This is a genomic window from Streptomyces cyanogenus, from assembly GCF_017526105.1.
GTDB classification, from domain to species: Bacteria; Actinomycetota; Actinomycetes; order Streptomycetales; family Streptomycetaceae; genus Streptomyces; species Streptomyces cyanogenus.
Genome location: NZ_CP071839.1, coordinates 209903 through 233788, shown reverse-complemented (window position 1 = coordinate 233788; position 23886 = coordinate 209903). Strand labels below are relative to the sequence as shown.

The window sequence follows — 23886 nt, the reverse complement described above, 5'->3', positions numbered from 1 at the left end:
CAGGCGGCTACCTGTGCATCAGCTCGTTGAGCAGGGTGACAACGACAACACCGATGCCGATCGCCGCTCCGAGCGCCGGGTGATACAGGGCAACGATGGTTACTGTCAGTAACGACCCCTCGCTCACGACCGATGAGCGAGGGGCCCTCCCGTTTCTCTCGTCCTCTACGGCAGGCCGGCGCGGTTCGCCATCACGCGCAGCGCCTCGTCCAGCGCCTTCCGTTGCTTCTCCGTCAGCCCGGCCACGAACTCCTCGTCCAGGGTCCGCGCCATGGACGTGCAGCGGTCCAGTAGGCCCTGCCCCTCCTTGGTGAGTGTCAGTACCTGCCGTCGGCGGTCCCGCGGATCCCGGACCCGCCGAACCGCGCCTAGACCCTCCAGATAGTCGGCCAGCGACACCATCAGGCTGGGCGCGACGCCCATCCGTGCGGCCAGTTCCTGCTGGGACGCCACGGCAGCAAGGCTGAGCGCGGCCATCAGGCCGACGTGCTTGGGTTTGAGGCCCAGCCCCTCGATCTCCCGTGTGAACCGGTCGGTGGCCACCGTGCCGAGAGTGCCGAGCCGGAACACCACGGTCGAGGTCAGGCCCGAGGCATCGCCGGCCGCTGCCCCATTGACATCGCTCATGACGAGAATGATAGCTTCAAAAAACCATTCACGATAAGAATGATTCACGGGGAGACGCAACTGTGAACTCGTCCACCTTCCAGGCCATCCTCATTGCCGCCAACGGCCTCGCCTCCCTCACCTCGGCCGGCTTCTGCATCGCCGGAATGATCAGGCCCGACCTCGCCCTGCCCAACGGCATGGCCGTCAACGGGGGCACACATCTCTACGCGAACGCCTACGGAGCCCGGGCGATCCCCCTCGCCGCCGTCACCCTCGCCCTGTTCGCCGTGGGCGACGCGTCTACCGCCGCCCCCGTTCTCGCCGTCGCCGGCCTGGCCCAGATCGGCGACTCCGCGATCGGTGTGCAGCAGCGCAACAAAGGCATGGCCATCTGCGCCGGCCTCCTCGGTGTTCTTCACCTCGCGTCGGCGTGGTGGTTCCACATGCACTGAACGCTCAGTGGCCTGCATCTCAAGCAAGCTTCAGGGCGGCCGAGGTGAAAGATCGGGGGAGAGCCTGGTCGCTGTGATGAAGCCGCCGATGACCTTGGAGCGATACTGGAGCCGTTTGAGCCGGATGCGTACGAGCGCTTCGAGCTCCGCTATTCCGAGAGCCTGATCACCTGGGCATCGATCACGCTGATGACCAACGCTTCTGGCCCACTCCTGGTTGGTGGTCACCTCATGCGCGATGCTGCGCCACTGGACTTCCCCGCCTGGCAACGGCCAGGCCCCGGTGGGCCGTTGCGCCGTGTGCAGCTCCTGGGGCATGGGGATCTGATGAACGACCGAGTCCGGGCCGACAAGGATGTGACCCTTCGGCCGCATCGACCAGGCCATCGCCGATGCCCCCGACGGGGCATGGGAACGCCACTCCTGCGGCGAAGGCGACAAAGGCCCGCGCCCTTTACGACTGGGCCGCCGCAGCCTGGGCCGCCCCGACGAGATCGCCTACTACCTCGCCTACGCCCTCAACCGCACCAGCGTGGCCGACCTGGTCAGAAGCGACCCCGCCAGCATCATCCGCTTCACGGTGTACCCGGGGCTCGTGCCCAGCGGGGACGTGGTCCAGTGCGAGCTGGCGCGGTCCGCCGAGGACGGCCTGCCGCCCGACCTGGGCCGGATCCGCACGGCGCTGGAGACGGTCGCCATCAGGGCGTCCGTCGGCGGGCACGGGCAGCCTCGCCTGCACCCAGCAGCTCGTGAACGCCCTCGACCTGTGAGCGCCCACGGCCGGTGAGCCGTCGGGGGCCACCGCATACCGCCCGGGGGCGAGGAGCGCGTCGCGGGTCACGTGACGCGGCAATGCCGCTCGTCCGCCGTGATGCCGTGCCGCTCCGGTTCGCCCGAGGGGCCGGCGGTGTAGATCAGGCCGTCCGGGGTGGTCAGCACGCTGTGGGCGCTGATCTGTGTCGGCTGCCGGTCGCCCGCCGCCGACAGGGTCGTCACCCGGCCGTCCGACAGGAAGACGCCACAGTCACGGAAGACGCCGATCTCGCCGTCGCTGTTCGCCGCGGTCCTGCGCACAGGCGCGGACCGGTCCGCGGGGGCGAGGGAGATCGTCTGCTGCGCCTCGCTCGTCCCCGCCGAGAACGCCCCGAGCACGGTCGTGCTCCGGGAACTGGCGCAGTCACTGAGGAACTGCGGGACCTCACGGAGCTTCCTGCCGGTCGCCAGGTCGAACTCGACGGCCTTGTCGCCGAGCGTCCACATGGACTCGCGCTGCCGGGACAGGCAGCCGATGCTTCCGGGCAAGGCGTCGGAGACCAGGACCGGTGACAGCTGGGCGCCCGTGAGCCGGAAGCGGTAGGCGCTCCAGGTCTTCGCGGAGGCGGGCTGGACGGAGACGACCAGTGTGCTCCCGTCGTCGGAGACCCGCCCCATCGCGTCGCCGACCCCTGCGGCGAACTTCCTGCTGTGGAGTCTCCCGGACTGCGACCAGGTGATCGAGGACTCGTCCGTCGCGACCCAGGTGTCCCGGTCCTCGGCCCAGTGGACGACCAGGGACCGGCTGGGCGACGTGCGGACCGTGGAGGTGGCTCCGGTCTTCCAGACGGTGTGCGTCCGCGTCTCCCGCTCGTTCATGTCGGGGGTCGCCGATATGACGGCGTTCGGGCAGGAACCCACGCAGTGCACGTCGGTGGGGAAATAGCGGCTCTCGCGCCATTTCTCGCGGCCGTCGCTCGTGTACCCGGCCAGTACCTCGTGCTTTGTGTCGTACGTGATGTAACCACTGGAATCACCGTCGGCCAGCACGATGGAATTGTTTCCGGCAGGCGTTGCTTTCGATCCCGGCGGCGCAGTGCATCCGGTGGCGAGAAGAAGTCCGCTCAGTACCGAAGCCAGTACGAAAAGCCTTTTCTGGGTGCTCATGCGTTTCCCGGTGTCATGGACACCGCGTGGGTGCGCAGCGCCGCTGCGCACCCACGCGACGGTCGGCGGACTAGAACACCCAGGACTGGGCCTTGCACTCGGTCGGCCAGGTGTCGAGCGCGTACCAGCCGTGGACGACCAGGCGGGTCTTGCCCTTCTTGGTCACGGGACGCTGGCCCTGGGGGTAGTCATAGCCGTACGAGTTCATGTCCCAGCGGATCGAACCGGGCTTCTCGTGTTCCCAGCCCTTCCGGCTGGAGCCGACGAGCAGCCAACTGGCCACGTCCGTGTCCGAGCGGGACTTCTTGATGCCGTGGCTGCTCGGGTAGAAGTACCGGCTCAGGTGCTGCCAGGTCGTGCTCGTCTTCTTCGTGTAGTACGTCCGCACCTTGATCTTGGCGTCTGCCGTGGGAGTGAGCGAGGCGGAGCAGGTGGCGTCCGCCTTGTGCGTGGCGGCGGACGCCTGCGGGGCCGCCATGCCGGTCAAAAGAATTCCGGCGGCGACCGGAGCCGCCAAAGTCGTCAGCCATTTCTTGCTGATGTTCACCGTGTTCCCCGTTCTTCGGCTTGTGGGATCATCCTTCCGTGTGAACGAGTGGGGCGGCAACTGAGTTGAGTGTTCTTTGAGGTTCCGTTTTCCGCAGAATTTATGCAGTCGGCGTCCGCGTGAATATGTCACAACGGCCGGATGTGCCGTACCAGGTGACGGACTGTTGCGCGGGAATGTCAGGCGAGATGCCGGAGCGAATGCCGCAGCGCCGCTTCGTCGAACCTCTCCAGCAGCAGACGAGCCGCCTCCGGGGCCGGACCGAGCACGTCGGCGAGCACATCCGCCCCGGCCGCGCCCCGTGCGATGCGGTCCAGCAGGAACCCGGGGGCTGCGCGCCCTCGGTCGGGGGGAGGAGGCAGAGGCGAACGCAGGCCGCACGGCGTACCAGCCGGTGCGCCGCCACTCCCTCGCGATTCCCGCGATCACTGCGCTCACCTCCGGACCGGAGGACCCCGCCGAGGCCAGCACGACCCCGGTCGAGGACTTGTCGGCGGGCCTCGCCCCCGCCTCGGCCAGGCGCCGCTCCAACGCGGAGAGCAGCAGTGGGGAGGGGCCGAGGATCTCTGCCCGCCGGATCCGCAACCGTGCCGGTGCCTCCCGCAGCACGGCGGGGCTATCGGCCTTCGCGGGGAAGGCCCGGGTCTGCAGGAGGGGCAGTGCCACGACGTCCCGCACCCCTCGGCCGCCGGCGACCGGAGGACCGCGCGCACCGACGGGACGTTGAAGTCCAGGAAGCCCGTCTGCCCGCGCAGCCCCGGCCGCAGCGACCTGCTGGACGACGCCGCCGCACAGCCGGCCGCGGCGCTGCTGAGCCCGCACGGCGGCCCGGCCGCACCGCAGAGCGGGCGCCGCTTGGTTCGGGCCGCGCTGGTCGGGACGCGGGACGGCCAGGGGGCGTGGGGCCGGGTCGGCGGGGACCGCTCCGTACGCCCCTGGAGGTTCCTCGCACGCTGAATGCGCGGTGCGGGGGCCCGAAGCCGTCGCCCCCGCCTGCACCTGTGAGGAACCGTGTCACCGACATCCCGTAGGCTCCCGGCCATGAACGACGGGGAATCCGGCAGACGGGTTATTGACGGGCGCTTCGAACTGCAGGCGCGACTCGGTGGCGGCGGCATGGGTCTGGTGTGGCGGGCCCGCGATCTCGTCCTCGACCGAGCGGTCGCACTCAAGGAAGTACGGCCGTCCGATCCGGGTCTCGCCGAGTACGATCCGGATGCTGCGGCGATGCTGCGGGCCCGGGTGCTGCGCGAGGCACGGGCACTGGCCCGGGTCGACCACCCCAATGTGGTCACCATCCACCACGTCGTGGATGGCGGCGAGTACACGTACCCGTGGCTTGTCATGGAGTTGGTGACCGGAGGGTCACTGCAGGACCGGCTGGACAAGGGCCCGCTGGCGCCCGCCGAGGCCGCCCGGATCGGCCGCGAGGTGCTGGCCGCCCTGCGGGCCGCGCACGAGGTCGGCGTCCAGCACCGGGACGTGAAACCCGCGAACGTGCTGATGAGGCCCGACGGGCGTCCTGTGCTCACCGACTTCGGCATCGCGGCCATCAGGGAGTCGACCGTCCTGACCGCGACCGGGTCCATCATCGGCACGCCCGACTACATGGCCCCCGAGCGCATCTCCGGCGGCGAGGGCGGCCCGGGCTCCGACCTGTGGTCACTGGCGATGATGCTGTACGTCGCCGTCGAAGGCCACCACCCGCTGCGCAGGGGCACCACCCTCGCGACGCTCGCGGCCCTCCTCAGCGAGGAGCTGCCACCCCCTCACCGGGCCGGGGTGCTGGCCGGCTTCCTGAACGCCGTGCTTGTCAAGGACCCGGTCGGCCGGGCGGACGCGGAGACAGCGGAACGGATGCTCGCGGAGGCGGCCGGCAGCCCCGACTCCGCTCCCGGTGTTCCCGGCGGAGGGGGCCAGGCCACCTCGTACCGGTTGGCGCCTCCACCGGACCCGGCACCCACGCCCTCCGGGTTCGGACCCCCGACGGACTTCGGGCCGCCGACCGGCTTCCGGCCGGCAGGCCCGTACGACGCCGTGCGCCGGCCCGTCGCCCCGCCGACGCCCTATCCGACGGGTCCCACACGCTCGATGACGCCGCGCCCGGGCAGCCGTGCGAGGAGCCGCATCACCATCGCCTCCTCCGTCGTCGGCACCGTGCTGGCGGGAGTCCTGGTGTGGACGCTGCTGCCGGACGGAGGCGACAACGGCGACGGGAAAGCAGCCGATCAACCCGGTTCCTCCTCGACCAGGAAGAAGGACCCCACCCCCGAAGCGTCGGGACCGTCCCGGTCGGCGCCGGCCTCGCAGGCGGAGACGAAGACCGATCTGCTCACCCCAGACGGCATCCGGACGGCGGTGAAGGAGATCAAGGCCGCGACCGGCAGGGACCGCGCGTGCGACTTCACTGTCTATCCGGGATACGTGTCCGCGGACATCATGGTCAAGGGAAGCGACACCAAGTACGACAGCTACACCTACCGCCCGGTCGAAGGTGTCAAGAAGGGCATCATCAGCGGCGCGATCATCGGGGGTGAACGCCCGTTCGACCTGGACGACTTCGACTGGGACGTCCTCCCTTCCTTGCTGAAGCGGGCGGAGAAGGACCTCAACGTGGAGCAGCCGACGCTGCGTTATCTCCTGGTCCGCCCCGCCGACGACACCTTCGGCACGCCCCGGGGACTGGCCGTCTATTTCGCCGACGAACATGTCAGTGGCCATCTGAACGCCGACCTGAAGGGCAAGGTGACTCAGGTCCTGCCGGCCCAGGACTGACCGGCCGGGTGCGATCGGTCGCCGGGATGTCGGTCGGCGGCGTGCGGGAGGAGTCGTCCGGCGGTTGACTACCTCTCCTGATCACACGTCGGACTCGCGCCCGGCTCCCTCTTCGGCTTCGACGCCCTGCTTCTCACCCTCCATACCATGCAGTTCGGACACGCCTGACATAATCACCACGTCGCCGAGCTGCTCCGTCGCGACACCCTCGGAGCGGGCATCCCGGTGCTCGGCTTCAGGCGCAGCACCTGTCCGTCGAATCCGGGGAGGGGGACGTGGAGCGGCTGGGTCCAGTGGGCGGGGATTGCATCCAGCCCGTAGTGTGCCCCCGCGAGTCCTCCGGTCACCGCGGCGACGGTGCCTGTGTCGCCGCCGAGGTCGATCGCCGCGCGAATTGCGTCTTCGCAGCTGTTGGTCGTGCGGCGGAGCCCAGACGGCACCGTTGAACTCGTTTGCCTGATCTGGGTGTCAGTCCAGCGCGAGAACGGTGGCGTAGCGGCCCCGGTGGTCGGGATGGACAAGAGCCAGGGTCCGCCGGCAGCTGCGCGAGGGGCTGCCGCCCGGGATCCAGGTGAGGGTGGCGCGTTCGCCGAGCTGGGCGCCGCGGGTGTGAAGGAGCACGGATCGGCCACGGCGATGTTCCGGCGCTTCGGCCGGCCGCACAACCAGACGCTCCTCGATGTGATCGGCAACCCCCGCCGCGAAGCCCACAACGCCCGCCGGCAGGCCGAGTACGAAGCCCGCGAGCGCGCATACAAGGAGCATCTGCGCCGCGCGGCCGGGCAGAAGAGGGTCGAGCGGGAGGCCCGCCGCCTGGTGTGCGTCCACTGCGGCACCCGCTGCGCCGACGAACGGTGGAATGCCATCGCGCCCTCCGGGTGGGACGCCCCACGCGAGACCCACCCGCACCTGTGCGACGACGACAGCGCGCGCCACCATCGCCGAACGCCAAGCCCGACATCCCCACCCCGATCACCAGGCACCTGGCTCTCCCGCTTCCGCGCATGATCCGGGTGCTGTGCATCGCGGTGGTCTTGGTCATGGATCTGTTCAAGAGCCGCGTGGTGCGCGAAGATCACGCCCATACGGCACCACCGCATTCACGCCATCCGCAAGGGGAGGACGTACATGGCTCACCGCACACCCCGCGGTCTGCTCGCCGGGGCCATCGCCACCGTGGCCGTGCTCATGACGGCTGCCTCGGCCTCCGCCACGGTGACCGCCCCCGCCGTGCCCGGCCCGCAGGGCCGTGTCTTCATGGTCAACCCTGTCCAGTCGTCGGGCAACCAGAGCCTCACCGATGCCAAGGACGCCGCCGACGCGGTTCCCGCCACCGCCTACGCGACCGTCGCGCTGCGCAATCTGGACAGCAGCGGCGGCCTCTCCGGCCGCTGGGTCTCGGTCCGTTCCGACACCGGGGCCTCTGCGCGGGTTGCCGACGCCGCCTCGTACGACCGGCACGACGACCAGTTCGAGCAGGTCATGGCGTACTTCTGGGTCAACGAGGCGCAGGAGTACCTGCAGGGTCTCGGCTTCGGCAGCGAACTGCCCGGCGCCAACGACCGGGTCCAGCCGGTTCGTATCAACCAATGGGGCGCCGACAACTCGTTCTTCACCGACAAGAAGGCGGAGATCCGCTTCGGCAAGGGCGGTGTGGACGACGCCGAGGACGCCGAGGTCGTCGTGCACGAGTACGGTCACGCCGTGCACCACGCCCAAGTACCCGGCTTCGGTACCTCTCTGGAGGCCGGCTCCATCGGCGAGGCCTTCGGCGACTATCTCGCCGTCGCCGTCGGAGAGCACGCCGCCGCACGCTACGGCTGGCCGCTGAAGGCCGACGTCGCCTGCGTCGCCGACTGGGACTCCGTCACGTACAGCGAGGCCCCGCACTGTCTGCGCCGGATCGACTCCGACAAGACGTACGCGGACCGGGTCGGCGAGGTCCATGCGGACGGTGAGATCTGGTCCCGCGCGCTGTTCGACATCCGTACCGCCCTCGGCGCGCGCGTCGCCGACCGGATCATTGTCAACGCCCAGTTCGGCTTCGCCCCCGACACCAGTTTCGCGGCGGCCGCGAACACGACGGTCGCGACGGCGCAGAAGATGTACGGAAAGAGCGCGGCCGACGCGGTGCGCGCCGCGTTCCAGGCCCGGGCCATCCCCGGCGTCGCCTGACTCACGACGTCCCGGAGGCCGCAGATCCGCCGCCTGCGTAGCGCGCAGCCGGCGCAAGGCCGGAGACGCTTGGCTGCACGGCCAGGAGAAGGACCTGCCGAGGCGTCGGCGGGCAGAGCGCCGACCTGGTCGTTTTCGTCCTGGGCGGTGCGGGCGGCCTACCGGGAGGTGTCTTCGCGTCGTAGATTGGCCTGTTACCCGGTATTGAGGGGCGACGGCCTCCCTGTCCGCGCCGAAACTGTAGGTCAGTTGAGGATGCCGGGTGTCCGGGGTGCCTGAGCGCCCCGGACACCCCGCCGCGGTGTGCCGCTTCCCTGACACCGCGGCGGTGCCCGCCGGGTTGACGGGGCACGCACATGCAGCCCCGCGGATCATGCTGCTGTCCTCTGGGGTGCAGAGACAACGATGGCCGCTCTCGTGGCCTACGCAGAAGAGGAGCGGCGGCTATGTCGCGGTTTCGTAAGGACGGCTGCAGCACCCCACTTCCTGGAGAACACCGACTGGCCGATCGACCTGTTCGCCCACCGGCCCCGGATCCGGCACAGGCGCCTCCCCGCGCCGGCACCTCCACGCCACCATCGGTGTCAGCCCCAGGCGTGCCGCCGCACCTTCCGCCCTCACAGACAGCTCGCTGACAGGAGGTTCGCCTAGCCCGGCGATGCGCATTCCGACGCCCCTGACGTTCAGCTCCGAACCACGCCCAGAGGAAGTGCGGCCTGGCAGCTCATCCGAAACGGCAGGTCCGACGGTGCCGCCGAATCACCGGCCGCGACGATGCGCACGTCGTCCACGCTGGTCAACGTCTCGTCCGTGAGCAGTCGGCCCAAGGCGTCGGTGCTCAGCCCGCTGCGGCCGGCCAGGTCCGGCACGCCGAATCCGGCGGTCCAGATGGTCACCTTGCTCGGCAGTTCGCGGCCGCCACTGAGCTGCACGACATCGCGAGTCACAGCCGTCACCTTGGCGTCGGGGCCTTCGAGTACGGCCACACCGAGTTTGCCCAGCCGCTTGGCAACCGAGCGCCGACCTCTAGGGTGAAGGTAGGGGCCGAGTACCTCGCCGCAGATCAGGGTCACGGCGTGGCCCTTCTCCGCCAGTTCGGCGGCGGTCTCGATGCCGGTCGGACCGGCTCCGACAACCGTCATCGCTGCCGCAGCTGGCGCTGCGTCGACGACTGGCCGCAGCCGCTCCGCCTCCTCCAGGCTGGCGATCAGGTAGGCGAACTCGGCCGCTCCCCGCACACGCGGGGCGGCGCTGCCACTGCCCACTGCGTAGACCAGGTAGTCGTAGCCGACCGTGCCCCCGGTCGCCAACGTCACGCTGCGCTCGGACACGTCGATCCGTGCCACTGTGCCGACCACCAGCCGGATGCCGCTGCCCAGGACTTGTGTGTAGTCGACCAGCGCGTCGTCGGATCCGGCCACCAGTTGGTGCAGGCGGATCCGCTCGACGAAGACCGGGCGTGGGTTGATCAGAGTCACTGTCACGTCGTCGCGCTGCGTCAAGCGATTGGCCGCCATGACGCCGGCGTATCCGCCGCCTATCACGACCACATTGGTGCTCTCAGTCAGGGTGTCTCCTTAAGTTGTCCCGCGGCCTGGGAGGGCCGGATGTGGCTGAGGGCGGCTTGCCCGATGTGGCTCCGAAGAAGTGGCCGTTCGGTTCTCCAGGGCGCTGCTGCTGATGGGGGTGTCGCGCCTTCTGCGGCCTGCTGTCCGCGTAAATGACGGCGGGGTGGCCCAGTTCTGGGCTGACGCCGACGCTGGCATGTGCCACTACCGGGCGGCGGTGGTCGACGAGGCGGGTGACCCTCTGGGCGAAGAAGATCGACAACGACGACTCGGCAATCCTGACGGCGCTCGGACCCTGAGCCTGGCCGTGAGTTCCACTGGGCCGTAAACATGCCGGGCACGTCCTCCGCCCTGCCCAGCCGCACGCTCAGCCGCATGTCCGGGGCCTGCCGGGTGCGGACAAGACCGACGCAGGTGACACCCACGTCATCGCCGAAACCGCCCGGCAGCGCCCTCGCCCGGGTGAACCGGGCCAGCAGGCGCGCTCGACCGGTTGTGGTCAGCCGTGCGGCGTCGGTGTGGGCGAAGTCCAGGTCGGCCATGTCGGCGGGGACATCGGTGCAGTGCATGGGCGACGGCGGCCGACGCCCGGCCTGCGGGCTGGTCAGGCCGGCTCCGGCAGAGTGTTCCGGCGTGGCTCGCGCCTCATCGTCTGAGCTGCTCCGTGAGGAAAGCGATGATCTCATCACGGGCACGTACCGTCGGGTGACCCTGCTCGTCCACGAGATGTGCCGTGACGACGCTGTGGGCGCTCCCGACGACGTCGCGGAAGAAGGGCGGAGGGTTCGTGTTCGCTGCATCTCCGGGAAGAACGCGGCCGTCGAACGCGTCGCCGAGTAGTGCTTGGTAGGCCGCGAACCGCTGGCCCGTGCACCACCTGTCGTTGTCGAAGCGGTAGCCGAGCACCTTCAATCCGTCTCGTTCGATGCGTTCGGCGAGGGCAACTGCGTCCTCGTCTGCGATCTCCAGCCCTCCGGGGTCGTCGAGCGGCAGCGAGGGATGATTGACGACGGGGGCGATGACGGCCGGTTCGAGTGCCATGGTCAACGCGAAGTTGCCGGTGAAGCACAGCCCGACCGCGCCGACGCCCGGCCCACCGCACTCCGCGTGCGCGATCCGCGCGAGGCCGCGCAGCCACGCCACGACGGGACTGGTGCCGCCCCCGGCGAACGCACGGAACTCGGCGCTGACGCATGCCCGCCGGACGACGGCCTCGCCTGCCTCGGTCGTCGGGTAGGCACCGTCGACGCCGAAGAGGGAGGGCAGGTGGACGCAGAAGCCGGCGTCGCGTATCCAGCGTGCCAACCGCGCGACGTCGGGGCTGATGCCCGGCATCTCGGGCATCAGGATGACGCCGGGTCCTGTCCCGGCAACGTACACGGTCTTGCTGACGTCATCGACGCTGACAGCTCTCCGGTAGAAGTCGTCCAAGGGGTCGTCGCGCCGTGCTCGCATCGTTGTCATGTTCGAGAGTGTGGTGCGACACTGCTCCCACGAGAAGCGGCGACATCGCCACAAAGCACGGCGATATCGCCACCTTCGCGGGGAGTCGGAGGAATCATGAACCCACTGCGCCTGGGTGTGCTGGCGTATCCCGGCTGCTTCGCCTCGGAGGTGTTCGGGATCCCCGATCTGCTGGCCATGGCCGATCACATCGCGGCGGCGCACGGGTTGGACCGACCGCCCCACGAGGTGTCCGTCGTCTCGCCCCGGCGACGGGTGGTTGCCTCCGGCGGCTCGGCCATCGAGGTCTCGGCGTTGCGGCCCGTCGATGTCCTGATCGTGCCGGGTTTCGAGTTCTCGCCCAGGCTCGATCTCGACGCCACGCTCGCGAACCTGAGGCCCGAAGTGGCGGCGATCCGGTCGCAGGCCGCCTCCGGAACCGCCGTCGTGTCGATCTGTGTCGGCGCCTTCCTCGTCGCCGAGACCGGCCTGCTCGACGGGCGCGAGGCGACGACGTCCTGGCTGTTCGCGGATCAGTTCGCCCGTCGGTACGTCAATGTGAAGGTGCGCCCCGAGCATCTGGTGGTCACCGATCGCGGTGTGACGACCACGGCCGCCTTCAGTGCCATGTACGACTTCGCACTCCAGTTGATCCGTGAGCACGACGGCTCCCGCGTCGCCCGCAGCACCGCACGCATCGCGCTCGTCGACGACGCACGCTCCACCCAGACTCCCTACGTCGACCTGGAGCTCATGCCCGCCGTCGGCCGTGAGTTCTCACTCGGCGTCAAACGATGGCTCGACCAGAACCTCGGAACTCGCTACGACCTGTCCGCCCTCGCCGAAACGTTCCACGTCAGCACCCGCACCATGCTCCGCCGCTTCGGCGAGGAAGCAGGTCAGACCCCGCTCGCCTACCTGCAATCCGCTCGGGTCCGCCGGGCCCGTCATCTGCTGGAGACCACCGACAGGACCATCGCACACATCGCCGCCGACCTCGGGTACACGGACACGAGCACCTTCAGCGCCATCTTCGCCCGGTACACCGGCCAGCGCCCGCGGGACTACCGCGCCACGTTCCGCCGGCCTGTCCGCGAAGCAGACCGCAACGCCGCACGCGGCCCTGATCTCCCAGAACCCGGACAGACCCGGTTCATGTCCTCCAGCTCCCACTCCCGTCGCCCAGCCCGCCCCTCTTGATTACAGCGAGTACGGTGGTGCGAGGCGCGGGAAGGGGTCCAACTCGGCTGGATCGCTCCACCTCGCGAAGCAGCTGGGCGAGGTATGCCGCGTGGTGGCCGCCGAGTGTGATCGTCTTGGGGAGGGCAGCCCCGCACATGGTGTGTCGTGACTCTGCTGGGCGAGCTGGACTTCGAGGTCGGCGATGCGCTTGTTGGCAAAGCAGACGTTGTCGCGGGCGGCGGCGAGTTTTTGTTCAGGGACTTGCACTCCGAGGCCCGCTGGCAGGCTCGATTGGTGAGATTGATGTCCTCCGTAGTAAGCCGGACGATGTCCGTGCACAGAGTCTGTAGATCACGGAGGTGCCGGGAAGGTCGGCGATTGCCCGCACTGCTTGAGGAGCTCGCGATGGTCGGCCTTGCATGCTGTGGACTGCGACTTTCCTCGCATCACGGCGTGATCGCAGAGCAGTTCGACGGCGACGGGCTTGCCCACCGCTCCGACGGAACTGGCGCCCGCTGAGTGGACCGCCCCGGTCCTGGGGCGGCCTGGCATAATGCGCCCATGGATCATGCGACCGCGCGGCAGTTCGTCGACTCCTGGGTAACGGCGTGGAACGCGCACGAACTCGAGGCTGTGCTGACGCACTACGCCGAGGACGTTTCGTTCCGGTCGCCAGTGGCCGCGCAACTGCTCGGCGGTGACGGGGTCATCCGAGGCAAGAACGCACTGCGCGCCTACTGGGCAGAGGGCCTGCGGCGTATCCCCGACCTGCGATTCGAGGTACTTGGCAGCTACGTCGGCGTGAACTGCCTGGTCATCAATTACCGCAACCAGAAGGGCGGCTTGGTCAACGAAGTGCTCATCTTCGACGGCCCGCTGGTCATCGAGGGATTCGGCACCTACCTTGGCGAGGACACCAATCCGGCCGGAGCCCGCTGAACTTGCTCCAAGGTCATGAAATGGGCAGCTGTCGGCTTTCCGGATGTGAGGATGGTTTCGTCTTCGCTGGTCAGGCATAGAGACGAGTCCAGGTGACAGTGATGGCGCGCCGTGCCGTTTCTCCCCGCTAGGACTTGTCGCGTAGAGCTCGTCGGCAAGGCGGAAGATTGGCGCCTTGTCCTGCGAACACACCGGATCTTCGGCGCTGCCGTGGAGAGCCGAGAAGAGCTGGGCGTCGGTGAAGCCGAGTGGCTTGGCGAAACCGGCGGCGTGTACCCCCACTCAGGCTCCGCACCGCAGAGTGCGCAGGTCCGGTGGATCATCACATCGCGAAGTCGCGGCTCGACCCGGCCGTACCCGAGGACGCCGGAGCCGAGCGGTCGCATATGGGAGGCGAGCTCGTCGTGCACACTCCAACGGCGGCATGTCGGGTCTTGTCGAACTTCGGCGGCGACCGCCCGGGGAGCCGAGTTTCTGGCGGTTGCGGACCCGGTCCACAGGGACCGGAATGGTCGCCTTGATACCGCGTCTTTGTAGGTAGGCCCGGTTGCCGCGGGAGGCGTACGCCAAGGTCCGATCCGGGGCACCCGGATCGCCTCGAGGACTGGCTCGAACTGCAGCGAGTCGCCTCGCTGTCCGGTCTTGATCAGCACTGACAGTGGCTTGTGCCCCTGCTCGACGGCAAGGTGTCACCGGCGATCTCGTGGATCCGCCAGGGGCGCGACGTGTGCGCCGTTGTGGGAAGTCCCAGCAACTGACCCCTATATACGCGTCGGTGCTTCGTGTGGCGAAGTGGTGATTGCGGATCAGAGGGCCAACTTCTTGTAGAAGCAGACCCGGTCGTGCCCACGACCGTCGTAGTCATTGTGCAGGGGCAGACCATCGACCTCTCGGTCCCCGCTTTCGAGGGTGAATCCCATAGCGCGGTGAAAGGCGATGGAGCCAGTGTTTCCCGGCGAGGTAATCGCACGCACCTCTGTGCGGCCGGCTTCGGCGGCATGCTGGAAGAAGGTCGTGTACAGACGCCGAGCAGCCCCCTGCCCACGAAGCTCGGGATCCACTCCCACGAAGTGGATGTACGCCTCTTCGTCGTTGTCTGCGGCGTGAAAACCGATGAGGAAAGCCCTGATGCCGGCTTCGTCCTCCAGGACCAGGCTGGTGCCGGAGAAAAACTGCAGGAACAGCTTGGGGAGCAGCAGTGACAGCTCGCGAGCCTGCGCGGGGGTACGTGAGTCCCCCCACCACTGCTGCACACATGCGACGATCGTGCCGTGGTCGGAGACGCGGGCCTGTCGCAACACTGGCATGTCGTTCCCTCTCGGAGTCATGGCGTCGGCCGGGCACCCGCTTTGAGCGAATCTCACTCTCAGACGCTGACGGCTATTTTCCCGCGCGCACGGCCGCTCCTCAGGTAGCCGATGGCCTCGGGGACGTGGACCAGCGGGTAGGTCCGGTCGATCACGGGGGTGATCGCGCCCGCCTCGATGAGCTCCGCGAGGAGCCGCAGGTCGTCGTGGCTCTGCGTGGAGAAGAAGCCGCGGAGGCGCTGTCCGGTGAACGGAGACAGCAGCAGCGCTCGCAGGAGCCGGCCCATGCCGCCGAACCACTTCCCGCCGTCCTCACCGCCGACCATGACCAGCGTCCCGCCGGGGCTGAGGACGCGGCGGAGCCGGGCCAGGGGGCGGTTGCCGGCGATGTCGAGGACGAGATCGTAGCGGGCGGTGCCGTCGGTGGGCTCCTGAAGTGTGTAGTCGACCACCTCGTCGGCGCCGAGGGAGCGGACCAGCTCCGCTGTGGCGCCGCTGCAGACACCGGTGACGTGGGCGGCCCCGAGGGCCTTGGCCAGTTGCACCGCGAAGGTGCCCACCCCGCCCCCCGCGCCGATGACGAGGACGCTCTGCCCGGACCTCAGCCGCCCGACGTCGCGCAGTGCCTGGAGGGCTGTGCAGCCGGAAACCGGGACGACGGCCGCCTGCTCGAAGTCGGCGGTGGCGGGCTTGTGGGCGAGCCTGTCCTGTGTGGCGCAGGCGTACTCGGCGAACGACCCGTCGCAGGTGCCGTACACCTCGTCACCCGGCTGGAAGCGCGTGACGTCCGGGCCGACGGCCTTGACCCGTCCTGCGACATCCATGCCCCGGACGCGTGCCTTGGGCGCCCGCAGCCCGAAACCGAGGGCGCGCAGCAGGTACGGCTGGCCCGTGGTGAGATGCCAGACGCCCGGGTCTACGGATGCCGCCCGGACCTGGATGAGCACCTCGCCGCTGCCGGGCTCCGGCTGTGCGATCTCTTCGACACGCAGGTCCTCGGGCGGTCCATAGGCGTCTTGGACGATGGCCTTCACTTGCTCTCTCCCTCGATTTCGCCGGTTTCATCGGTTGCGGGGTACTGGAACACCTCGTCGAGCGGGACGCCGAACACGCGGGCGATCTGGAAGGCCATCTCCAGGGTGGGCGAATAACGGCCCTGCTCGATGGCGATGACCGTCTGGCGGGTCACGCCGATGCGGCGGGCGAGTTCGGCCTGGGTCATCTCGCCGTGGGCGAAGCGCAGCGCGCGGATCGCATTGGTGACCCTCGTCGGCCTCACCACGGGTGGAAGCCCAGCCGGTAGGCGGCGATCTTCGCCGTGGACGACAGGATCGCCGACAGGACGAACGCCAGGTAGATGGCGTTGGCGATCCAGAACTGATCGGCACGGACCATCGCGAGGACGAGTCCGGCAACACCGCCGATCACGATGAACGACTGCCCGACGTACATGCCGAAGCGGTGGATCTCCCGGTCGCGCTGATCCCGGGTGTTCGCGCCCTCGGGAGACACGATCGCCACCGTGATGTTCAGCGCGATCTGCGTGACGATCGCCGCACCGACGGTCCACAGCAGCGCAGACGCATAGGACGTCTGCGCCAGCGGCGCCGCTCCTTCGTGCCGCCCGAGGACGAAGCCCAGGTACGCCGCGTAGGACGCGATGGTGACCAGGACCATGATCCAGGCACGTCTCTCTTCGAATGCCACTGCCGCTCCCGATGTAAAGAAAGCTTGACACGGGCAGTGTCAAGCAGCGGCGACATGATGTCAAGTTTTCTGTACATCGCAGGGAGGGGGCAGCGGTTGGGCCGACAAGCGCTGACCAACCCGGCCTCCCCCCATCGCCACTGAGGGTGCCTTCGAACCGGACTGGAAGCCGGGATCGTCGATGGCCGCTGCCACACCGCCGACCCCGCGCAAAGCCCGTCGCAGCCGGGCGGCGGGAGACCGGTCACGCGGACGGACGCCGGGCCCTGCTGGTCCGCACGGAGGGGGACGCGCCCTGACCGACCAGGTGCACCGCCGCCGCTCGGCGTTCACGTCGGCGTGGCCCGCGCCCGGGCCCTGTTCGCCCGCCCTCTGACGTCCTTCGTCGAAGCCCTCGGCGGCCTGCCGAACAGAGAGACCTGGAACCCGCCCGCCGGCCCCGGCATACACCACCGGCCCAACCCGGGGGCTCAGCCGCGGGATCTGAGCCACCGGAGCATTCGCGCGCCCTGGAAGCCGACCGAGCGGGCCGCCGATTCGACTGTCGCGCCCTGGCCGATGAGGTGTTCGGCCCGCTCGACGCGCAGCAGTTGCTGGTAGCGCAACGGGGTCAGGCCCGTCGACTCCGTGAAGCGGCGAGTCAGTGTGCGTTCGCTGACGCCGACTGCAGAGGCGAGATCGGCCGGGCCCAGGTGCTCGGTGAAGCGGGAGTCGATCAGGTTCCGGGCGCGGTGGACCGCGTCGTTCACGTGCGCGCGGTGCCGCAGCATCGCGCTCGCCTGCTGCTCGTGGCCGTTGCGGCGGGTGTAGACGACCATCTGGCGGGCCACGCGCGCGGCGGCGGCCGGGCCATGGCGGACGGCGATCAGATGGAGAGCCAAGGGTGTCGGTGACGATGCTCCGCTTGCGGCCCACGGTCCTCTTCGCCGCCTCCTGCCCTGGTAGGCGGCCGGACGCTGGTGGAGGGCGTCGATCGCGCACGCGGACGGCTCCGCGTGCTAGCGGCCCACACGCACAACCCCGACTGGCGTCTGCCGCTCCGCTGGGCCGGATAGCCCGGGATCGCGCCGCCGGTGACGCTGGAGAACGAGGACCTACACAGCATGCTCGCCATGATCCGGGCCGGACTCGCGGTGGGCCTGATACCGGCTACACTCCTCGGCCCAGGACCCGAGGGGGCCGGCGTGGAGACGGTGGTCCTGGCACTCGGGGGCGCGCCGCTCTACCGGGAGCTCCTCGTCGTCAGCCGATCCGGCGCCCTCCCACTCGTTGACGAGCTGGTCACGCTCTTGTCCGGTGCCATGGACAGCGCGCAGTCGCTAGGAGGGCTCACAGCCCGATGAGTGCGTAGGCGACCTGATCAAGGGATGTCAACAGTCCAGTGGTCTCTCGGCAGCATCCACGCAACCCGGGGCCAGTCCCGCTTCGTCGACTCCACCCTCTGCCTAACAACGGAGTACTCGGCCCGCAGCCGACCCCCAACATGTGGTTGCGACTCGCGGTCCTGGCCGGCCGGCCCGCCACGCACACCGACATCCTCAGACGGGCCTTCTGGAACAAACGTGCCGCTCTGGCACGACCTCGTGCGCGGCGGACGGGAAGCGGCCCCCAGAAGCGAGCTCCTGGCCGCCCTGCGCACGGCCGACACCCAGATGTGGACCGCACGAGCCGGCAGTCGTCGAGGTCCTGCACCGTGCGCACGCAGTCGGTGTCCCCATGACGCTACTGTCCAACGCCCTGCTCCCGCTGGCCTCGGTCCTCGATGACACCGAGTGGTGCGCCACCCCGATGTCCCGCACGTTCTACTCCGCCAGGATCGCGGCAGACAAGCGCCAGCACAGCGCGTACGAAGCTGCTCTTGCAGCCGCTGGATGGCCCGCTCGCGGCCGTACGCTCTTCGTCGACGACAGAACCGACGACAGTGACGCCGCCCCACGCCTGGGGACGCGCACGCTGCACTACCGCGGGGACGCTGCCGAGCCGGCCGGCCGACTGGGGGGTGGAGGTGGGGTGGGGGTCGGTTACTGACGGGTCAACAAGCTCTAGTAGGATCCAGTCCGACCAATTCAAGCCACCCAAGCACCATCTGGGGGACACACTCATGACCAAGCGCTTCTCCGCCCTGGCCGTCTCCGCGGCCATCGCCGGCGGTCTTCTCTTCGCCTCAGTGCCGGCCCACGCCGCCGGGTCGGCCCACTCGGGGGCGGTGCTGGCCAAGGCCACCATCACGTGCAACAGGAGCCAGATGCGCCAGCAGATCGCCGCCCTCAAGGAGAAGGCCGCGAAGCTGAAGCAGCTGGGCGAGCCCGAGGCGGCCAGGAAGGCGCTCAGCGACGCGGCCGCCCTCCAGCGGAAGCTCGACGCCTGCATCAAGGCCGAGGACAACCAGAGCAAGCCGTTCCCCGGCTAACTCACCAGCTCGACGCACGGCGCCGCCCGCCCCCTTCCAGGGTGGACGGCGCCGTGCGCTTGTCCGGCGGCCGCACAAGCGAAGAAATGCTGCTCCTGGCCTCGGACGACCTCGGTGCGATCACCGACTGGGTGAGCACCGGCTGGCAGATGCCGAGCCACTACAGCACCCCAACCCTGCTGCTCGCCCGCCCAACGAGGCTGGTGGTCGGCCTCGGCCACGCGGCCCCGCCGGTCGAGTGGCTGGCAGAGAGGGGAGCGGGCCGACAGTTGTGCATGCGGCAGTCAAGTCGCTCGTCGAGCTTGAGGCGGTGTATGTAGCCGACAGGGTCCGCGGCCACGGGCTGCCCTCGGTGTCGCCACCGCGAACGCCCGAGCAGGAGCTCCCACCCTTGTGCACAGCCTGGAAATGGGCTGGGCCGAAGTCAGCAACCGCATCCTGTCCGCCCGGGCACGGATAGAAGCCCTCATCATGGGCCAGTGACCACATGGATGCGCTGCTACTGGGACGAGGAAGACGTCTGGTTCTACTTCGAGGTCGATGAGGATGGCTGGGTGACCAGGCAAGTCGAACTCCAAGGGCCTGGGCTGACACCGATCGCAGCCGCCTCCCTCGCCGAATGGCAGCAGGCCCACGAAGCGGGCCGCCTCGATGAGTACGACACCAGGTTCGGGATCACGGCCGAGCTGCCCGTATCGGCATGGGTGGGCCACGACCCGAACAACTCACCTCCGAGGAGTTCGAGGAAATCTGGCGAGCTGCCCGTCGGCAGCTCGCACCCCAGCCCAGCTGACCTCTCGGCTCTGCGGAAGCTTCTTGGCATCATCTCAGCATGACCCCGCCCCTTCCCCGCACCGTCCGAGCCGTCGACACCGCTCAGCTCCTGGACCTGGCTCAGGAGGCCGCCATGCACGGCTTCAGCCAGCGGCTCCCGGTCGACTGGCTCCGAGAGCACCTCGCCGCAGAGGCGACGCACTACCTGTTCCCGACGCTCGTGCAGCGGCTCACGCACCGTCTCGATATGCCGCTGCAGTGGAGGTGCCAGCAGCTGCTGACCGTCAGCACTGGCGAACAGATCTGGGGTCTGCTCGACGTCCTTCCCGACACCTTCGACAGGATCCCGGAGACCCTGGACACGGCCTCCAAGAAGGACATCGTCAGCCGCATCGAGCGAGCAGTAACCGTGCGCGAGTGGATGGAACGGATGGGTGGCGAAGCATGCTCGTGACCCCTGAGTAGCGTTGCAGCCTGCTGGACAAGCACCTGCCGATCCGGCAAGGCTCCCGGCCCGGATGCCGGAACCTGCGCTCCCGCCTCAGCAGCAGCGGCTCGATCCGTACCCACAACACATCCGCCACGATCCACGGCGATGCCCCATACACCGGCAACGGCACAACCCACCGCGCGGGACACGGCCCACGGCACCACCCCACCTCACTGTGTTAGCCGTTGTAAGCCGGAAGCGGGAGGGATGAGGAAGCTGCTTGGTCGCGGTTGCGGGGCTGGGCGGTCGTGGCTCTCGCGAGGCCTTGGTGGTGAAGGGGACAGCGTTCCCCACGACGGTCGCCTACGTAGCGGCCCATGACGAAGGCCTGTGTACTCCTCCAGGAAGCGCGACGCCCCTGACCGTCCGGCCGGGGGTGTCTGGTTTGGGGCCTAGGAAGTTGGTGACCGGCGCTGACTGGGGCGTCGTTCTTTGTCGAACTCGAAGTCTTCCAGCCGTTTGAGGCGAGGAAGTTCGCTTCCCTGACCGGCCGGGGGTTCTTGCGTTCCTCGGGCCGTGAGGCACTCGGCTTCTGCGGCTGCTGTCCTCACAACCGCTGACCTGCCTGAAGCCATACGTGCGGTGCGTACCTTGCTGGGCATCGCAGACGTCGGCCAGGGAGAGGTCGCTTCGAAGCCGTGATCAGGTCGCCGGATGCCCTGAAGCAAGTACGTCACGTACTGCCCGACCTCCAATGGTGGGCGTTGGCCGGCAAGAAGCATGGCTCGTCGGAGGCCGGCGACAACCCGGCAGACTGTCTGCCGGTCCGAGTGTTCGACTGGGGGCATCCGCTGGACCGCGCTGAGCCCTTCATCGCCGCTCTGGGTCCGGATCCCGCGGCTGTCCGATGGGATCTGGACGCATGGCCTGCGGTTCCCGAAGCCGGGCTGGAGGAGATCTCGCAGAAGTACGCCTACCTCACGCTGACCGTCAATTCCCGGGACCTCTACCAGGACGAACCGTCCCAGGATCACGCCGTCCACGTTTACGCCCGGGACCGGAACGCAGACCAGATCGCCCGCGTCCACTGGCTCGCCGATCAAGTGGGTGGCCGGTTGACAGGCAGGGTGGAGTTGGCGCCGCTGTAACCCCTCAGCAAACAGGCAAGAGCGCCGTCTCCATCTGCCTCTGCCGCATGACCGGCTGGACAAGCCCTAATCGGTATCGCCAATTCCGCCGCCGGATCCGCCGCCATCGCTGCCGCTGCCACCTCCGCCGCTGGTTCCGCCCGGGCGGATCGGGCCCGGCGGGAAGAACGGGAGCTTCGGGATGACTGGGCCCGGCGGGTAGAACACGAGCGGGACCTTCGGGATGACTGGACCCGGCGGGAAGAATGTCACGCCCTTCGGGCGGATCGGGTCCCCAGGCGAGAGCGGGACCTTCGGGATCGTGCCCCCGGGAACCGATTGAGCGTGTGCTGAGGGCGCGCTGCAGAAGAAAGCTGCGGCAGCCACCGCGGTGCCGAACACCGCTGTGACTCGCCTGTGCTGGTAGGCCACGTGTTCTGCCTCTCCTTTGCTCTGGCTTGGCTCCGCGAGCTTCCACTGCGGGGTGGCCGCTGAAAACCGCCTTCAGAGTGAATCTCACGTTCGTCCAGGTCAGGGCACTTGTGGCAGCGCGGCAGCGCACACCGATGGCGGCACACTCGGCCAGTCCCATATACGGTGAAAGGCGTGATCATCCTTGGGGCAGTGACGGCCGGGGCCAACCTGTTGCTGCTTGTCAGTGGTTGAGGGGTTTGGGGTCACTATTCTGGACGCGTGACTTCCGTGGGCTGTTGCTGGTCGGGGGCGTTGGTGCATGAGAAGTGACGCTGTCTCAGTCTCGTAATTCGTGTTCCGGCCAAACATCGCGCGTTTCAGTTGCCGGTTGCCGCCTCATGGCGCGTATTCGCCGCGGATTGAGGTCCCCGACGATTTGGTCGTCGGGGCAAGGCCGGCGTAGGAGGCCAGGTGGGCAGCGGTGGGGAAGCTGGTTGCATCGCCGATGGTGACCAGCGAGGTGGCGGCGGTGCTGACCGCGCCCCCCGAAATCTAGGTCAGGATCGCGGGAAGAGGGTGAACCTCCAACAGCTGTCCGATCTGCGCTTCTAGAGCGTGTCGCTGTTCGTGGACGGCGGCGAGCGAGCGGGCCAGGGACGGATCACAAGGTCGAGGGGCCGGTGCCCGGGACCACGACGGTCTGCTCGTCGAGCGCATCGAAGGCCTCGTCGATCAGCCTCTGGTCCAGGCGTGGGGCTTTCGACCGGATCACCTGAACCAGCTTGTGGCGTCCGGCTTTCGGCATGGCGCCCGGGGGATCCGTAGCGTTCCAGCAGCCAGGTCACGGCGGGGTGGTCCAGGCGCGGGCCCAGGACGCGTTCCAGGCCGGGACGCCGTAGTTGACCACGCCGACGCCGCCCCGCCCACCGAATGCGGGGGAGAGGTGGCTTCGACGTGCAGCGGCCCGGGTCAGGCCGGGGTGGCCTGCTTCGCCAGCGCGGCGAGTGGGGAGCGCCGGTCGTTCTCCATCGTGCGCAGCTGCTTTTACGGTTCTGATGTGAGTGAGGCGGCCGGGCGGCGGAGCCGGCCGGGGCTGGTGTGGCGGCGGCGGAGCAGGGTGGTCAGCGTCGTGGCGTTGTGGTAGCCGACACGGCGAGCCACTGCTTCGGTGGACAGTTCAGTGGTGCGCAGGAGGTGGATGGCTTGCTCGAGCCGGATTTCCTGGGCGAACTGGACAGGGGAGATGCCGAGGACTCGGTCGCATGCGCGCTGCAGGGTACGTTCGCTGCTGCCCAGGGCGCGTGCGGTGTCGGCGATGCTCAGCGGCTGATCGAGGTGGGTACGCAGCCAGCGTTCGAAGGCGTCGACGAGTGGATCTGTGCGTGCCAGGTGGCTGGGGATGGCATAGGCGGACTGTGTGGGCCGGGAGTCGATCACCAGGTAGCGGGCGGTGAGCTCCGCCAGGGCCGGGCTGCGCTGTTGGACGAGGGCGAGGGCCAGGTCGAGGTGCGCGAAGGCGGCACCTGCGGTGGTGACGCCCTCGGCGCGGATGAGCATGTGCGTGTCATCCAGGCGTACCTGGGGGTAGCGGCGCCGAAAGTAGGGAGCGAGCCACCAGCTGGTCGTTGCCTGAAGGTCGTTGAGGATGCCGCTTTCGGCGAGCAGGAATGTCGCGGTGCACGCCGCTGCGACGGGAACGTCTTCGGCGCGGTAGCGGCACAGCAGCTCACGCGCGGGCTGCTGCGCCTCAGCCGCCGTCCACGTCAGCAGTGGCTCAGGCTGCTTGTGGGTGATACCGGGTACCACCAGCACATCCGGCAGGGAAGCGCCGCATCGGTCGGCTGCGGTGGTCTGGACGACGAGCCCTGCGCCGGTGCGTACGGGGGCCTCACGGACGCCGACGAGGTCAACGTCCCACGGTGGTGGAGGATGTGGCAGCTCTGTGCGCAGTTCGTTGGCCGTCTGCAGCACATCAAGCACTGACGTCAGCCCTGAGTCGAACACGTCATCCAAGACCAGCACGGCAACCTTCATGACGGAAACGCTAGCGGATCTGTCGGATCCGCCACTGGGGAGGCGTGCGAGAGATTTCTAAGTTGGGAGCACA

General features: G+C 68.7%; 22 protein-coding genes and 7 pseudogenes. 15 read left to right on the top strand and 14 right to left on the bottom strand.

Annotation, left to right across the window (positions count from 1 at the left end; all coding sequences use genetic code 11):
• Positions 1-165: 165 nt before the first annotated feature.
• A complete protein-coding gene (locus S1361_RS01035) occupies positions 166-627 on the bottom strand; it encodes a MarR family winged helix-turn-helix transcriptional regulator (RefSeq protein ID WP_208029970.1) in 462 nt (153 codons plus the stop codon).
• A 62-nt stretch (positions 628-689) separates the two neighbouring features.
• Between S1361_RS01035 and S1361_RS01030 the strand changes: the two genes are divergently transcribed.
• The 3 genes and pseudogenes from S1361_RS01030 (at position 690) to S1361_RS01020 (ending at position 1848) form a co-directional block, all read left to right on the top strand.
• Entirely contained in the window at positions 690-1061 is a 372-nt protein-coding gene (locus S1361_RS01030; RefSeq protein ID WP_208029969.1) for a hypothetical protein, read from the top strand.
• Positions 1062-1422: 361 nt separating this feature from the next.
• Positions 1423-1611, top strand: a pseudogene (locus tag S1361_RS40185) (IS701 family transposase); the annotation flags it as partial.
• Positions 1594-1848 (top strand): hypothetical protein, encoded by a 255-nt coding sequence (locus tag S1361_RS01020; protein ID WP_208029968.1) that lies wholly within the window; start codon positions 1594-1596, stop codon positions 1846-1848. The pseudogene S1361_RS40185 and the gene S1361_RS01020, both read left to right, overlap by 18 nt.
• A 50-nt stretch (positions 1849-1898) precedes the next feature.
• Here the strand turns inward: S1361_RS01020 and S1361_RS01015 are convergent, their stop codons facing one another.
• The 3 genes and pseudogenes from S1361_RS01015 to S1361_RS38820 form a co-directional block, all read right to left on the bottom strand.
• Entirely contained in the window at positions 1899-2864 is a 966-nt protein-coding gene (locus S1361_RS01015) for a hypothetical protein (RefSeq protein ID WP_208029967.1), read from the bottom strand.
• A 187-nt stretch (positions 2865-3051) separates the two neighbouring features.
• On the bottom strand, positions 3052-3528 hold the full coding sequence (locus S1361_RS01010) for a hypothetical protein (protein WP_208029966.1): 477 nt from the start codon (positions 3526-3528) through the stop codon (positions 3052-3054).
• A 179-nt stretch (positions 3529-3707) separates the two neighbouring features.
• A pseudogene (locus S1361_RS38820) lies at positions 3708-4334 on the bottom strand (sirohydrochlorin chelatase); the annotation flags it as partial.
• Between S1361_RS38820 and S1361_RS01005 the strand changes: the two are divergent.
• The gene (locus S1361_RS01005; RefSeq protein ID WP_208029965.1) at positions 4252-4485 is read left to right on the top strand and encodes a hypothetical protein; all 234 of its coding nucleotides are present in this window, start codon (positions 4252-4254) and stop codon (positions 4483-4485) included. The pseudogene S1361_RS38820 and the gene S1361_RS01005 sit on opposite strands and share 83 nt — an antisense overlap.
• Before the next feature lie 84 nt (positions 4486-4569).
• Positions 4570-6303: a serine/threonine-protein kinase gene (locus S1361_RS01000; RefSeq protein WP_208029964.1), complete on the top strand. Its 1734-nt coding sequence runs from the start codon at positions 4570-4572 to the stop codon at positions 6301-6303.
• Between the two features lie 173 nt (positions 6304-6476).
• On the opposite strand, the pseudogene S1361_RS00995 reads toward S1361_RS01000, so the two are convergent.
• Positions 6477-6831 (bottom strand): annotated as a pseudogene (locus S1361_RS00995) (ADP-ribosylglycohydrolase family protein); the annotation flags it as partial.
• A 108-nt stretch (positions 6832-6939) separates the two neighbouring features.
• Between S1361_RS00995 and S1361_RS00990 the strand changes: the two are divergent.
• Together S1361_RS00990 and S1361_RS00985 are read left to right on the top strand one after the other, a co-directional pair.
• Positions 6940-7311: a hypothetical protein gene (locus S1361_RS00990; RefSeq protein ID WP_208036966.1), complete on the top strand. Its 372-nt coding sequence runs from the start codon at positions 6940-6942 to the stop codon at positions 7309-7311.
• 120 nt (positions 7312-7431) lie between these two features.
• Positions 7432-8478 (top strand): M4 family metallopeptidase, encoded by a 1047-nt coding sequence (locus tag S1361_RS00985; protein WP_208029963.1) that lies wholly within the window; start codon positions 7432-7434, stop codon positions 8476-8478.
• A 698-nt stretch (positions 8479-9176) separates the two neighbouring features.
• Here the strand turns inward: S1361_RS00985 and S1361_RS00980 are convergent.
• Together S1361_RS00980 and S1361_RS00975 are read right to left on the bottom strand one after the other, a co-directional pair.
• Positions 9177-10046: pseudogene (locus S1361_RS00980) on the bottom strand (NAD(P)/FAD-dependent oxidoreductase); the annotation flags it as partial.
• Positions 10047-10691: 645 nt separating this feature from the next.
• The gene (locus S1361_RS00975; protein ID WP_208029962.1) at positions 10692-11477 is read right to left on the bottom strand and encodes a dienelactone hydrolase family protein; all 786 of its coding nucleotides are present in this window, start codon (positions 11475-11477) and stop codon (positions 10692-10694) included.
• A gap of 129 nt (positions 11478-11606) precedes the next feature.
• Between S1361_RS00975 and S1361_RS00970 the strand changes: the two genes are divergently transcribed.
• Both S1361_RS00970 and S1361_RS00965 read left to right on the top strand, forming a co-directional pair.
• Positions 11607-12689 (top strand): GlxA family transcriptional regulator, encoded by a 1083-nt coding sequence (locus tag S1361_RS00970; protein ID WP_208029961.1) that lies wholly within the window; start codon positions 11607-11609, stop codon positions 12687-12689.
• Between the two features lie 543 nt (positions 12690-13232).
• Entirely contained in the window at positions 13233-13610 is a 378-nt protein-coding gene (locus tag S1361_RS00965; protein WP_208029960.1) for a YybH family protein, read from the top strand.
• Positions 13611-14416: 806 nt separating this feature from the next.
• On the opposite strand, the gene S1361_RS00960 is transcribed toward S1361_RS00965, so the two are convergent.
• The 5 genes and pseudogenes from S1361_RS00960 to S1361_RS00940 all read right to left on the bottom strand — a co-directional run.
• Positions 14417-14917, bottom strand: a complete 501-nt coding sequence (locus S1361_RS00960; RefSeq protein WP_208029959.1) for a GNAT family N-acetyltransferase — start codon at positions 14915-14917, stop codon at positions 14417-14419.
• A 59-nt stretch (positions 14918-14976) separates the two neighbouring features.
• The gene (locus S1361_RS00955) at positions 14977-15951 is read right to left on the bottom strand and encodes an NAD(P)-dependent alcohol dehydrogenase (protein WP_208029958.1); all 975 of its coding nucleotides are present in this window, start codon (positions 15949-15951) and stop codon (positions 14977-14979) included.
• Positions 15948-16199: a helix-turn-helix transcriptional regulator gene (locus S1361_RS00950; RefSeq protein WP_208029957.1), complete on the bottom strand. Its 252-nt coding sequence runs from the start codon at positions 16197-16199 to the stop codon at positions 15948-15950. The genes S1361_RS00955 and S1361_RS00950 overlap by 4 nt, the downstream gene beginning before the upstream one ends.
• Positions 16193-16624 carry a hypothetical protein gene (locus tag S1361_RS00945; RefSeq protein WP_208029956.1) on the bottom strand — a complete coding sequence of 144 codons (432 nt, stop codon included), beginning with the start codon at positions 16622-16624 and terminating at the stop codon, positions 16193-16195. The genes S1361_RS00950 and S1361_RS00945 overlap by 7 nt, the downstream gene beginning before the upstream one ends.
• 470 nt (positions 16625-17094) lie before the next feature.
• Positions 17095-17511 (bottom strand): annotated as a pseudogene (locus S1361_RS00940) (helix-turn-helix domain-containing protein); the annotation flags it as partial.
• Between the two features lie 174 nt (positions 17512-17685).
• Between S1361_RS00940 and S1361_RS40180 the strand changes: the two are divergent.
• From S1361_RS40180 to S1361_RS00915, 6 genes and pseudogenes are all read left to right on the top strand, one after another.
• Positions 17686-17967, top strand: a complete 282-nt coding sequence (locus S1361_RS40180) for a type 2 periplasmic-binding domain-containing protein (RefSeq protein WP_425087958.1) — start codon at positions 17686-17688, stop codon at positions 17965-17967.
• A 373-nt stretch (positions 17968-18340) separates the two neighbouring features.
• The gene (locus tag S1361_RS38815; protein ID WP_243769011.1) at positions 18341-18652 is read left to right on the top strand and encodes a hypothetical protein; all 312 of its coding nucleotides are present in this window, start codon (positions 18341-18343) and stop codon (positions 18650-18652) included.
• A 73-nt stretch (positions 18653-18725) separates the two neighbouring features.
• Positions 18726-19034, top strand: coding sequence for a hypothetical protein (locus tag S1361_RS00930; protein WP_208029955.1), 309 nt, complete (start codon positions 18726-18728; stop codon positions 19032-19034).
• A 491-nt stretch (positions 19035-19525) separates the two neighbouring features.
• Positions 19526-19827 (top strand): annotated as a pseudogene (locus tag S1361_RS00925) (hypothetical protein).
• A 39-nt stretch (positions 19828-19866) separates the two neighbouring features.
• On the top strand, positions 19867-20262 hold the full coding sequence (locus tag S1361_RS00920; protein ID WP_208029954.1) for a hypothetical protein: 396 nt from the start codon (positions 19867-19869) through the stop codon (positions 20260-20262).
• A gap of 740 nt (positions 20263-21002) precedes the next feature.
• Positions 21003-21386, top strand: coding sequence for a hypothetical protein (locus S1361_RS00915; protein WP_208029953.1), 384 nt, complete (start codon positions 21003-21005; stop codon positions 21384-21386).
• A gap of 792 nt (positions 21387-22178) precedes the next feature.
• Here the strand turns inward: S1361_RS00915 and S1361_RS00910 are convergent.
• Both S1361_RS00910 and S1361_RS00905 read right to left on the bottom strand, forming a co-directional pair.
• Positions 22179-22693 (bottom strand): annotated as a pseudogene (locus tag S1361_RS00910) (transposase); the annotation flags it as partial.
• A 130-nt stretch (positions 22694-22823) separates the two neighbouring features.
• On the bottom strand, positions 22824-23813 hold the full coding sequence (locus S1361_RS00905; RefSeq protein WP_243769010.1) for a GlxA family transcriptional regulator: 990 nt from the start codon (positions 23811-23813) through the stop codon (positions 22824-22826).
• Positions 23814-23886 lie beyond the last annotated feature (73 nt).